Here is an 11552-nt window from a genome sequence, read left to right as displayed (position 1 = left end):
GGCCGAGCGCAGGTTCTGCGCAGTGGGCAACCCGGCATGGATGCCGGGTTAGCCGCGCACGGCCAGGGATGGCCGATCGCGGCGGGCCCACGGAGCAGGGCCGGAGCGAGGGCATGCCGAGCCACAGCGAGGCACCGAACGAAAGGGGCAAAAGCGCTTGGTTACTTGGCGCTCTTCCAAGTGACTCGCCGTAAGGGCGAAACCAATCCCCGCCATCACCCAAATAACGGATATCCCCCCCATCACCCAAACACCAAACCCAAGAGCCCAGCGCTGGCGCCATAAAACCACCGTGCTAGAATGCCGCCCGCATTTGTTTGTGACATCTGCACGAACTGTCACAAATAGTTGATAGGCATACGAGGGAGCTTGCGCAGCGATGCCAGGGCCTTGAATCGAAACACGGACCGCTGCGCACCAGGATTTATGAGACTCAAGCCCTTCCCCACCTTCCTTTATCTGCTTTGCCTGCCCGGTGTCGCCGCGGCGGGGGAAAAAACCGTGTACGGCCTCAACGAGTACGCCTCGCTGGACGGCATCAATCTGGAAGTCGCGGCCAAACTCGACACCGGGGCGAAAACCGCCTCCCTGAGTGCCCGCGACATCAAACGCTTCAAACGCAATGGCGAGTCCTGGGTGCGCTTCTATCTGGCGATCGACGCAGCGCACTCGCACCCGATCGAACGACCACTGGCCCGCGTCAGCAAGATCAAGCGCCGTGCCGGCGACTACGATCCGGAAGAAGGCAAGAAGTACACCGCCCGTCCGGTGATCGAGCTGGATATCTGCATGGGCTCGGCGTTACGCAGTATCGAAGTGAACCTTACCGACCGCAGCGCTTTCCAATACCCGCTCCTGATCGGCTCCGAAGCGCTCAAGCGCTTTGATGCGCTGGTCGACCCCAGTCTTAAATACGCTGCTGGCAAACCCGCCTGCGCCACCGACGCTCATACCGCAGAGTAATTCCAATGCGCTCTCTTACCCTCCATCTGAAAATGCTGATCGCCATCCTGGTGGTGCTGGGCATTTCAGTTACGGCCTATCAGATCTTCGTGCTCGGCATTCCCGTGACCGAAGACGCCACCGACGACTTGTGGAACATCGACGCCAAGGTCGAGTTCGTCGCCAGTGCCAAAGACCCGGTCAAGATCCAGATGTTCGTGCCACCGCTGAGCCGTGATTTCGTCAGCCTCAACGAAAGCTTCATCTCCAATAATTATGGCGTGGCCGTGAACCGTATCGACGGCAACCGCAAGGTGACCTGGTCGGCACGTCGGGCCAAAGGCAACCAGACCCTTTATTACCGCCTGGTGCTGACCAAGCGCTACACCGGGGAAAAATCCAAGGTCAAAGGCCCGACCTTCCGCGACAGCATCGCCGTCGAAGGCGCGGAAAAAGTTGCCGCTGAAGCCTTGCTCGCGCCGATCCGCCAGCACTCGGCTGACGTCGAAACCTTCATCGGCGAAGCGATCAAGCGGGTCAACAACGTCAACGACGACAACGTGAAACTGTTGCTGGGCGGCGATCCGTCCAGCGGGCACAAGGCCAAAATCGTTGAACTGGTCCTGTCCATCGCCCACGTGCCGGTGGAAAAGGTCCACACCATCCGCCTCGTGGCCGACCAGCCGCAAACGCCGGAACTCTGGCTGCGCAGCTTCAACGGCACCGACTGGCTGTACTTCAACCCGGAAACCGGCGAACAAGGCCTGCCGACCGACCGCCTGTTGTGGTGGACCGGCGACGAAAACCTGATCACCGTCGATGGCGGCAAGAAAGCCACCGTCACCTTCAGCATGAACAACAGCGAAATGAACGCCATTCGCCTGGCCAAGCTGACCGACGAAAATACCGACGCCAATTTCCTTGAGTACTCGCTGTACGGCCTGCCGCTGCAAACCCAGCAGACTTTCATGATCATGGTGATGATCCCGATCGGCGTGCTGGTGATCCTGATCCTGCGCAACCTGATCGGCCTGCAGACCCTCGGCACCTTTACCCCGGTGCTGATCGCCCTCGCCTTCCGCGAAACCCAGCTCGGGTTCGGTATCGTGCTGTTCACCATCATCACCGCGCTGGGGCTGTCGCTGCGCTCCTACCTTGAACACCTGAAGCTGCAAATGCTGCCGAGGTTGTCGGTGGTGCTGACGTTTGTAGTGGTGCTGATCGCGGCGATCAGCCTGTTCAGCCACAAGCTGGGCCTGGAACGCGGGTTGTCCGTGGCGCTGTTCCCGATGGTGATTCTGACCATGACCATCGAACGCCTATCGATCACTTGGGAAGAACGCGGCTCCGGGCATGCGATGAAAGTGGCTATCGGCACGTTGTTCGCTGCGTCCCTGGCGCACCTGATCATGAGCGTGCCGGAGCTGGTTTACTTCGTGTTCACCTTCCCGGCGATCCTGCTGATCCTGGTGGGCTTCATGCTGGCGATGGGCCGTTATCGCGGCTACCGCCTGACCGAACTGGTGCGTTTCAAGGCTTTCCTGAAGAAGGCTGACGCCTGATGTTCGGCTTCTGGAAGACCTGGAAAGCCCTGGAAGCCCGGGGCATCATGGGGATCAATCGGCGCAACGCGGACTACGTGCTCAAGTACAACAAGCGCAGCCTGTACCCGATTGTCGATGACAAGATCATCACCAAGGAGCGCGCCATCGCCGCCGGCATCCATGTGCCGGAACTGTATGGCGTGATTTCCACCGAGAAGGAAATCGACAACCTCGACGAAATCATCGGCGGGCGCAGCGATTTCGTGATCAAACCGGCCCAGGGCGCCGGTGGCGACGGCATCATTGTCATTGCCGACCGCTTCGAGGGGCGCTATCGCACGGTGTCCGGCAAGATCATCAGCCATGAGGAAATCGAGCACCACGTCTCCAGCATCCTCACCGGCCTGTATTCGCTGGGCGGCCACCGTGACCGTGCACTGATCGAATACCGCGTGATCCCCGACCAGATCTTCAAAAGCATCAGCTACGAAGGCGTGCCGGACATTCGCATCATCGTGTTGATGGGCTATCCGGTCATGGCGATGTTGCGCTTGCCGACGCGCCAGTCCGGCGGCAAGGCCAACCTTCACCAGGGCGCCATCGGCGTCGGCGTCGACCTCGCCACCGGCCTGACCCTGCGCGGCACCTGGCTGAACAACATCATTGCCAAGCACCCGGACACCACCAACGCGGTGGACGGTGTGCAACTGCCCTACTGGGACGGCTTCATGAAACTCGCGGCCGGCTGTTACGAGCTGTGCGGACTGGGTTACATCGGGGTCGACATGGTGCTGGACCAGGAGAAAGGCCCGCTGATTCTTGAGCTGAATGCCCGGCCGGGGTTGAACATCCAGATCGCCAATGATTGCGGCCTGACGTTGCGCACCCATGCGGTCGAGGCGCGGCTGGAAGAGTTGAAAGCACGCGGGATTACCGAGACCGTCGAGGAACGCATGGCGTTTGTGCAGGAGATGTTCGGGCATATTCCTGCGGTTGAGGGTTGATCCGGGACCGAGTCGCGCCCTTTCGCGGGCAAGCCTCGCTCCTACAGGTTTTGCGCTACCCCTGTAGGAGCGTGGCTTGCCCGCGAAGACTTACTCACAGTCACCAAACCATTCAACCCTACCTCCAATCTGCCAATCCCCGACATCCCCTCTAGGAGCAATTCCCCGAGGGGACTACAATCGCCCCCCCGCCTCGATGGCTGATCTGCCCCGCCCATGCTGACCTGTTCCGTACATCCGCTGCCCTATCGCGCCAACCCCGCCGAGTACTTCGCGGCGATCCGTCATGCCCCCGGCGCCGTGCTGCTCGACAGTGGCCGGCCAACGGCTGATCGCGGGCGTTATGACCTGCTCAGTGCCTGGCCACTGGAACAACTGGCGGTAATGCCTGACGAAAGCGGTGGCGATTTCCTGCAACGCCTTCGCGACAATCTGACACGACTCGGTGAGGCGGCGCTGGCACCTGACCTGCCCTTCGCCGGCGGCCTGATCGGCTACCTGAGCTACGATTTCGGCCGCCACCTGGAAAACCTGCCGAGCCAGGCACAGGACGATCTGCAATTGCCGGATGCGCGTTTCGGGCTCTACGACTGGGCTCTGATCAGCGATCACCAACGGATGACCAGTCAGCTGGTGTTCCACCCGTCGCTGATCGACAGCGAACGTCAGCGCCTGATCACGCTGTTCAGTCATCCCGCGGCTGAAACAATCGAATCGTTCAAGCTCAAGGCACCGATGAGCGCCGACCTGAGCGCTGATGACTATCGCCAGGCGATAGAACGTATCCAGCAATACATTCAGGCCGGTGACTGCTACCAGGTCAACTTTGCCCAACGCTTCCGCGCCGAGTGCCAAGGTGATCCGTGGGCCGCGTACTGCGCGTTGCGTGCGGCGTGTCCGACGCCATTTTCCGGTTTCCAGCGCCTGCCCGACGGTGGCGCGGTGCTGAGCCTGTCGCCGGAGCGCTTCGTCAAAGTCAGCGACCGCCACGTGGAGACCCGCCCGATCAAGGGCACTCGCCCGCGTGGCCAGAACGCTGCGGAAGATGCGGCGAACGCCGCCGAACTCCTGGCCAGCCCCAAGGATCGCGCGGAAAACCTGATGATCGTCGACCTGCTGCGCAACGATCTCGGCCGTACGTGCCGCATTGGCTCGGTGCGGGTGCCGGAGTTGTTCAGTCTCGAAAGCTATCCGAATGTGCATCATCTGGTGAGCAGCGTGACCGGCGAACTGGCAGATGACCGGGATGCGCTGGACCTGATCGCAGGCAGCTTCCCTGGCGGTTCGATTACCGGGGCGCCGAAGATTCGCGCGATGCAGATCATTGATGAACTGGAGCCGACCCGGCGTGGTTTGTATTGCGGTTCGTTGCTGTATCTGGATGTGCGCGGTGAGATGGACAGTTCAATCGCGATTCGCAGCTTGCTGGTCAAGGATGGGCAGGTGTGTTGCTGGGGCGGTGGCGGGATCGTTGCGGATTCGCAATGGCAGGCCGAGTATCAGGAGTCGATCACCAAGGTGAAGGTGTTGCTCGATACCCTGCAAAACCTTTGAAAGCTTCGCGGGCAAGCCTCGCTCCTACAGGTGATCACCGCCCTCTGTAGGAGCGAGGCTTGCCCGCGAAGGCGTCCTAGAAAACGCCTACAAACTCAACGCCCGATTCGAAGCCTTGATGAACTCCTGCTTCAAGTCCTCAAACGTATGCACCGCCGGGAATTGCGGGAACTCGCGAATCACGTTATCCGGCGCATGGAACAGAATCCCCGCATCCGCCTCGCCCAGCATCGTGGTGTCGTTGTAGGAATCCCCCGCCGCAATCACCCGGTAGTAAAGACTCTTGAACGCCAGAACCGACTGACGTTTCGGATCTTTCTGACGCAACTGATAGCTCGTCACCCGCCCGGCATCGTCGGTAATCAGACGATGGCAGAGCAAGGTCGGGAAACCCAATTGGCGCATCAGCGGTTGGGAGAACTCGTAGAACGTGTCCGACAGAATCACCACCTGAAAGCGCTCACGCAGCCAGTTGACGAACTCGATGGCACCGTCCAGCGGCTTCAATGTGGCGATCACTTCCTGGATGTCGGTGAGTTTCAGGCCATGCTCATCAAGAATCCGCAGGCGCTGCTTCATCAGCACGTCGTAGTCGGGAATATCCCGAGTGGTGGCCCTGAGGGATTCGATTCCGGTTTTTTCGGCGAAGGCGATCCAGATTTCCGGGACCAGCACACCTTCAAGATCCAGACAGGCAATTTCCACAAGACACTCCCATTTGTATTGATTATTGAGTCGAGCGAGCAAAAGGACTGCCGAACTCTAGCGACTCGCACTGACCTGCGCAACGCAGAGGGCGCGCCAGTGGTTGCAGGATTTTGTTACCATCAAGGCCATATAGAGCGCCCAGCGCCACCGACCTGTAGGAAGCCGCCCTGATGAGCCCATCGTTCGATGTCGTGGAACTCGCCACGACCTATGCCAACAAATCCGCCCAGGACATCCTGAAACTCGCGTTTGCCGAGTTCGGCGATGACCTGTGGATATCTTTCAGCGGCGCCGAAGACGTGGTGCTGGTAGACATGGCCTGGAAGCTGAACAAAAACGTCAAAGTGTTCAGCCTCGACACCGGCCGCCTGCACCCCGAGACCTACCGCTTCATCGATCAAGTGCGCGAGCACTACAAGATCGACATCGAACTGGTGTCGCCGGACTACACGAAACTCGAACCGTTCGTGAAGGAAAAAGGCCTGTTCAGCTTCTACAAGGACGGCCATGGCGAGTGCTGCGGCATCCGCAAGATCGAGCCGCTGCGCCGCAAGCTCTCGGGCGTGACCGCCTGGGCCACCGGCCAGCGTCGGGACCAGAGCCCTGGCACCCGCAGCGCCGTCGCGGTGCTGGAAATCGACACCGCCTTCTCCACCCCTGAACGCACCCTGTACAAATTCAATCCGCTGGCGCAAATGACCAGCGAAGAGATCTGGGGTTACATCCGCATGCTCGAGCTGCCGTACAACAGCCTGCATGAACGCGGCTTCATCAGCATCGGCTGCGAACCGTGCACCCGCCCGGTGCTGCCGAACCAGCACGAGCGTGAAGGTCGCTGGTGGTGGGAAGAGGCGACGCAGAAAGAATGCGGGTTGCATGCGGGGAATATCATCAGCAAGTCAAAAGCCTGATCCCATACAGCAAGCCCCCCCCTGTAGGAGCCAGCTTGCTGGCGATAGCGGTGTGTCAGTCACAGCTGCATTGACTGAAAGATCGCAATCGCCAGCAAGCCGGCTCCTACAGGTATCGTGACCGGCCCAGTAAATGTGTACACACGAATGTCACCTTAGGTGCCATTTATGTGTGCACTTTTAGTTTCTGCGCCCTGAAAAGTTACATTCATCCCGCCTGACACTCCCTCGTTCAAACCTCCACGAATCCCGCCGAAAAATAAATACCTGTTCAACCGGTCAATTTATATCGCCTTGATTTCAGTCACTTACCAATTACAGATAACAAAACGAAATTACCGGTGAATTTTATAGATCGCTGACTGGCATGGATCTGGCTTAAGTGCATACATGTTTTGTATACAATCACTTCAAAACATACACACACTTTAGATCCGCAAGCCTGAAGCGCCCTATCCCGTACAGGCTGCAGATGCCCCGTAACCAATGATGCTTGTTGTCCGCGACGAAGATTTGTCGAGCCCACGCTCATGCACAGTCATCGCGACGCCAAGCTCGGAGCCTGCCGGAATGCGTACTAGCCTCTCCAATAACAACATCGCGCTGGATCTGCCCTCCTCTTCCCCCGTTCAAACGTTTCAAGACCCCGTGGTGCTCAGCCCGCGCCTGCACAATAAAGACCTGGCGCCGACCAAGGCCGAAGGCCGGCGCTGGGGCCGTTACAGCATTTTTGCCCTGTGGACCAACGACGTTCACAACATCGCCAACTACTCCTTCGCCATCGGCCTGTATGCGTTAGGTCTGGGCGGCTGGCAGATTCTGTTGTCGCTCGGGATCGGCGCGGCGCTGGTGTATTGCTTCATGAACCTCTCCGGCTACATGGGCCAGAAAACCGGTGTGCCGTTTCCGGTCATCAGCCGGATCAGTTTCGGTATCCATGGGGCGCAAATTCCTGCATTGATCCGCGCCGTTATCGCCATCGCCTGGTTCGGTATTCAGACGTACCTCGCCTCGGTGGTGTTTCGCGTGCTGCTGACGGCGGTGCATCCGGAATTCGCCGACTACGACCACAACTCGATCCTCGGTCTGTCGAGCCTGGGCTGGGTGTGTTTCGTCGCGATCTGGCTGGTACAACTGGCGATCCTTGCCTACGGCATGGAGATGGTGCGGCGCTATGAAGCGTTCGCCGGTCCGGTGATTCTGCTGACCGTCGCCGCCCTGGCCGCCTGGATGTACACCCAGGCCAACGCGACCATCGCGTGGTCGATCCGTGAGCCGCTCACTGGCGGCGAGATGTGGCGCAACATCTTTGCCGGTGGCGCGTTGTGGCTGGCGATCTACGGCACGCTGATCCTCAACTTCTGCGACTTCGCCCGCTCTTCGCCGTGCCGCAAGACGATCAAGGTCGGAAATTTCTGGGGCCTGCCGGTGAACATTCTGGTGTTCGCCGGCATCACCGTCCTGCTCTGCGGTGCGCAATTTCAAATCAATGGCCGGATCATCGAAAGCCCGACGGAAATCATCGCGTCGATTCCCAATACCTTCTTCCTGGTCCTCGGTTGCCTGGCCTTCCTCATCGTCACCGTGGCGGTGAACATCATGGCCAACTTCGTCGCCCCGGCCTTCGTGCTGAGCAACCTGGCACCGAAATACCTGACCTTCCGCCGCGCCGGGCTGATCAGCGCGACCATCGCCGTGCTGATCCTGCCGTGGAACCTCTACAACAGCCCGTTGGTGATCGTGTATTTCCTGTCCGGTCTCGGCGCCCTGCTCGGCCCGTTGTACGGGGTGATCATGGTCGACTACTGGCTTGTACGAAAAGGTCAGATCAACGTGCCGCAGTTGTACAGCGAAGATCCCGACGGCGCTTATTACTACAGCCGAGGCGTCAATTTACGTGCGGTGGCGGCGTTCATTCCTGCAGCGCTGATCGCCATCGTCCTGGCGCTGGTACCGGGTTTCCATCTCGTATCGCCGTTCTCCTGGCTGATCGGTGCCGGGATCGCCGGGATGCTGTACCTGATCATCGCCAAGCGACAGCCGCACTACGCGGATGTCAGCGGCGAAGCCATCGCGGTCGATAACGTCAGCCATTAACCCCATGACGGCCCGGCACCGTCGGGCCGCAGAACCACCCCGCTATAAGGACTTTCCATGCGAATTCTCGTGGTCAACGTCAACACCACCGAATCCATTACCCAGGCCATCGCCCGTTCGGCTCAAGCCGTGGCCGCGCCAGGCACCGAAATCATCGGCCTGACACCGCACTTCGGCGCCGACTCCATCGAAGGCAATTTCGAAAGCTACCTGGCCGCCATCGCCGTGATGGATCGAGTGATGTCCTACGATCAACCCTTCGATGCGGTGATTCAGGCCGGTTACGGCGAGCACGGTCGCGAAGGGTTGCAGGAACTGCTCAACGTACCGGTGGTGGACATCACCGACGCTGCCGCCAGCACGGCGATGTTCCTCGGTCATGCCTATTCGGTGGTCACTACGCTGGACCGTACCGTGCCGTTGATCGAGGATCGGCTGAAACTCTCAGGGCTGTGGGACCGTTGCGCATCCGTGCGGGCCAGTGGCCTGGCGGTGCTGGAGCTGGAATCCGATCCGCAACGGGCGCTTGAGGCGATTGTTCGTCAGGCGGAATTGGCAGTACTGGAAGACAAGGCCGAGGTGATTTGCCTCGGTTGCGGCGGGATGGCCGGGCTCGACGAGCAGATTCGTCAGCGCACCGGCGTGCCGGTCGTAGATGGCGTGACGGCGGCGGTGACGATTGCCGAGTCGCTGGTGCGATTGGGGTTGTCGACGTCGAAGGTCAGGACGTATGCGACGCCTCGGCCGAAACACATCATTGGCTGGCCGGGGCGGTTTGGGCGGTAGACCGCGTTATCGTTCATCGCGGGCAAGCCTCGCTCCTACAGAATACGTGTACTCCCTGTAGGAGCGAGGCTTGCCCGCGAAAAGGCCAACTCGGTATCAAGCCAGACTCAAACCGCACTAAACCGCGACGCCAACCCCTGCTCCGCAAACTGCTCAATAATGAAATCCACAAACGCCCGCGTCTTGCCCGGCAACAATTTGTGCTCAGCGTAGTAAATGGAAATGTTGCCATCGTCGACAAACCAGTCCGGCAATACCCGCTGCAACGTCCCGGCTTCCAGATAACCCGAAGCAAACGGCATGCTCACCAACGCGATCCCCAACCCCTGAGCCGCCGTCGCACACGCCGCTTCGGAATCGCTCATGGTCATCCGCGCCTTTAGCGTCAAAGGGCTGTGTTGCTGGGTGCGGCTGGTCAATTGCCAGGACCGCACTCGCCCCGTCTGCGGCGACCGAATCAGAATCCCGTCGTGATGCTTGAGATCATCCGGTTCAACGACCACTTCGCGCCCCGCCAGATATTCGGCTGACGCCACCAACACCCGATGCGCCGGCGTCAGCTTGCGCGCGACCACGCCCTGCGGCAGCTCGAATCCACCGCCAATCGCGGCATCGAACCCTTGTGCAATCAGATCGACCTGGCGGTTATCAAAATGCCAGTCCGGATTGATTGCCGGAAACCGCCTCAGAAACTCGCCCAGCAACGGCACCACATACAACCGTCCGAACACCGTGCCCATGCTGACTTTCAGCGTTCCCGCCGGCCGCCCTTCGGCGCTCGCGAGATTGGCCACGGCATTCTGGATCGTGTGCAGGCTGGAACTGACTTCGCCGAGAAACAGATGACCGGCCTCGGTCAGCGTCAGGCTACGGGTGCTGCGCTGAAACAGCCGCACACCGAGCCGGGCCTCAAGTTTTGCCACACTCTTGCCCACCGCCGCCGGGGTCAGGCTCAGGCGTCGCGCGGCCTCGGCAAAGCTGCCGACTTCGGCGCTGCGCACGAAGCATTCGATACTGCTGAAGGTTTCCATAAGCGCCACTATAAACTTTTGGTTTACACAGACTATCGTAATTACCGTCTACACAGCCTGTAATCCTGAATCAATACTAGGCTCCATCAACCGCGGCATCTCGCCACGGCGACTTTGGAGATCGACATGACTACTCAGAACCTCAGCGGCAAAGTGGCTTTGATTCAAGGCGGGTCCCGCGGCATCGGCGCAGCCATCGTCAAACGCCTGGCCGCTGAAGGCGCGACGGTTGCCTTCACCTACGTAAGCTCCACGGCCAAGGCCGAAGAACTGCAGAACAGCCTCACCGCCAACGGCGGCAAAGCACTGGCCATCAAGGCTGACAGTGCCGACGCCGAGGCGATTCGCGATGCGGTGAGCGCCACCGTCAAAGCCTTCGGTCGCCTGGACATCCTGGTCAACAACGCTGGCGTGCTGGCCGTTGCCCCGCTGGAAGATTTCAAACTCGAAGACTTCGACCAGACGTTGGCGATCAACGTACGCAGCGTCTTCATCGCCACCCAGGCCGCCGCGAAACACATGACCGAAGGCGGTCGCATCATCAACATCGGCAGCACCAACGCCGACCGCATGCCCTTCGCCGGCGGTGGCCCGTATGCGATGAGCAAAGCGGCACTGGTCGGCCTGACCAAAGGCCTGGCACGCGACCTTGGGCCACGGGGCATCACCATCAATAACGTGCAACCGGGCCCGGTCGACACCGACATGAACCCGGCCAGCGGCGACTTCGCCGAAAGCCTGATCCCGCTGATGGCTGTGGGTCGCTATGGTAAGGCTGAAGAAATCGCCAGCTTCGTCGCCTACCTTGCAGGCCCGGAAGCCGGGTACATCACCGGTGCCAGCCTGACCATCGACGGTGGTTTCGGCGCCTGATTCGGGCGAATCAAACACAAAGTAAATGTAGGAGCGAGCGGTGCGGCGATCCGACTTGCCCACGAAGGCGTTGTGTCAGTCAACATCAGTGTCGATTGACAC

Annotated in this window: 10 protein-coding genes; 8 read left to right on the top strand and 2 right to left on the bottom strand. The window is 60.0% G+C overall.

Going from position 1 to position 11552, the window contains the following annotated elements:
* The first annotated feature begins 426 nt into the window (after positions 1-426).
* The 4 genes from KGB27_RS29470 to pabB all read left to right on the top strand — a co-directional run bounded on the left by KGB27_RS29470 (position 427) and on the right by pabB (position 5044).
* Positions 427-963 carry an ATP-dependent zinc protease gene (locus KGB27_RS29470; RefSeq protein WP_008042313.1) on the top strand — a complete coding sequence of 179 codons (537 nt, stop codon included), beginning with the start codon at positions 427-429 and terminating at the stop codon, positions 961-963.
* Positions 964-968: 5 nt separating this feature from the next.
* A complete protein-coding gene (locus KGB27_RS29465; protein ID WP_008042311.1) occupies positions 969-2504 on the top strand; it encodes an inactive transglutaminase family protein in 1536 nt (511 codons plus the stop codon).
* Positions 2504-3490, top strand: coding sequence for an alpha-L-glutamate ligase-like protein (locus KGB27_RS29460; RefSeq protein WP_008027343.1), 987 nt, complete (start codon positions 2504-2506; stop codon positions 3488-3490). The genes KGB27_RS29465 and KGB27_RS29460 overlap by 1 nt, the downstream gene beginning before the upstream one ends.
* A 216-nt stretch (positions 3491-3706) precedes the next feature.
* Positions 3707-5044 (top strand): aminodeoxychorismate synthase component I, encoded by a 1338-nt coding sequence (pabB, locus tag KGB27_RS29455; RefSeq protein WP_223557264.1) that lies wholly within the window; start codon positions 3707-3709, stop codon positions 5042-5044.
* Positions 5045-5131: 87 nt separating this feature from the next.
* Here the strand turns inward: pabB and thrH are convergent, their stop codons facing one another.
* Positions 5132-5749 carry a bifunctional phosphoserine phosphatase/homoserine phosphotransferase ThrH gene (gene thrH / locus KGB27_RS29450; protein ID WP_008027341.1) on the bottom strand — a complete coding sequence of 206 codons (618 nt, stop codon included), beginning with the start codon at positions 5747-5749 and terminating at the stop codon, positions 5132-5134.
* Between the two features lie 173 nt (positions 5750-5922).
* Between thrH and KGB27_RS29445 the strand changes: the two genes are divergently transcribed.
* The 3 genes from KGB27_RS29445 to KGB27_RS29435 all read left to right on the top strand — a co-directional run bounded on the left by KGB27_RS29445 (position 5923) and on the right by KGB27_RS29435 (position 9546).
* The gene (locus tag KGB27_RS29445; protein WP_008042297.1) at positions 5923-6663 is read left to right on the top strand and encodes a phosphoadenylyl-sulfate reductase; all 741 of its coding nucleotides are present in this window, start codon (positions 5923-5925) and stop codon (positions 6661-6663) included.
* Between the two features lie 570 nt (positions 6664-7233).
* Positions 7234-8760 (top strand): NCS1 family nucleobase:cation symporter-1, encoded by a 1527-nt coding sequence (locus KGB27_RS29440; RefSeq protein WP_223557263.1) that lies wholly within the window; start codon positions 7234-7236, stop codon positions 8758-8760.
* Positions 8761-8817: 57 nt separating this feature from the next.
* The gene (locus KGB27_RS29435; protein ID WP_008027338.1) at positions 8818-9546 is read left to right on the top strand and encodes an aspartate/glutamate racemase family protein; all 729 of its coding nucleotides are present in this window, start codon (positions 8818-8820) and stop codon (positions 9544-9546) included.
* Positions 9547-9653: 107 nt separating this feature from the next.
* Here KGB27_RS29435 and KGB27_RS29430 read toward each other — a convergent pair whose 3' ends face one another.
* Positions 9654-10577, bottom strand: a complete 924-nt coding sequence (locus KGB27_RS29430; protein ID WP_008042295.1) for a LysR family transcriptional regulator — start codon at positions 10575-10577, stop codon at positions 9654-9656.
* 126 nt (positions 10578-10703) lie between these two features.
* Here KGB27_RS29430 and KGB27_RS29425 point away from each other — a divergent pair, with 126 nt between their 5' ends.
* A complete protein-coding gene (locus KGB27_RS29425) occupies positions 10704-11450 on the top strand; it encodes a 3-oxoacyl-ACP reductase family protein (RefSeq protein ID WP_008042294.1) in 747 nt (248 codons plus the stop codon).
* Positions 11451-11552 lie beyond the last annotated feature (102 nt).

The organism is Pseudomonas sp. BF-R-01, from assembly GCF_019946615.1.
Taxonomy (GTDB): domain Bacteria; phylum Pseudomonadota; class Gammaproteobacteria; order Pseudomonadales; family Pseudomonadaceae; genus Aquipseudomonas; species Aquipseudomonas migulae.
The sequence above is the reverse complement of the archived record's forward strand: the minus strand, read 5'-3'. Positions and strand labels throughout refer to the sequence as shown.

Excerpts from the sequence above, each read along its gene's own strand:
- KGB27_RS29470 (WP_008042313.1), top strand. The coding sequence starts at position 427 with ATGAGACTCAAGCCCTTCCCCACCTTCCTTTATCTGCTTTGCCTGCCC.
- KGB27_RS29465 (WP_008042311.1), top strand. The coding sequence starts at position 969 with ATGCGCTCTCTTACCCTCCATCTGAAAATGCTGATCGCCATCCTGGTG.
- KGB27_RS29460 (WP_008027343.1), top strand. The coding sequence starts at position 2,504 with ATGTTCGGCTTCTGGAAGACCTGGAAAGCCCTGGAAGCCCGGGGCATC.
- pabB (WP_223557264.1), top strand. The coding sequence starts at position 3,707 with ATGCTGACCTGTTCCGTACATCCGCTGCCCTATCGCGCCAACCCCGCC.
- KGB27_RS29445 (WP_008042297.1), top strand. The coding sequence starts at position 5,923 with ATGAGCCCATCGTTCGATGTCGTGGAACTCGCCACGACCTATGCCAAC.
- KGB27_RS29440 (WP_223557263.1), top strand. The coding sequence starts at position 7,234 with ATGCGTACTAGCCTCTCCAATAACAACATCGCGCTGGATCTGCCCTCC.
- KGB27_RS29435 (WP_008027338.1), top strand. The coding sequence starts at position 8,818 with ATGCGAATTCTCGTGGTCAACGTCAACACCACCGAATCCATTACCCAG.
- KGB27_RS29430 (WP_008042295.1), bottom strand. The coding sequence starts at position 10,577 with ATGGAAACCTTCAGCAGTATCGAATGCTTCGTGCGCAGCGCCGAAGTC.
- KGB27_RS29425 (WP_008042294.1), top strand. The coding sequence starts at position 10,704 with ATGACTACTCAGAACCTCAGCGGCAAAGTGGCTTTGATTCAAGGCGGG.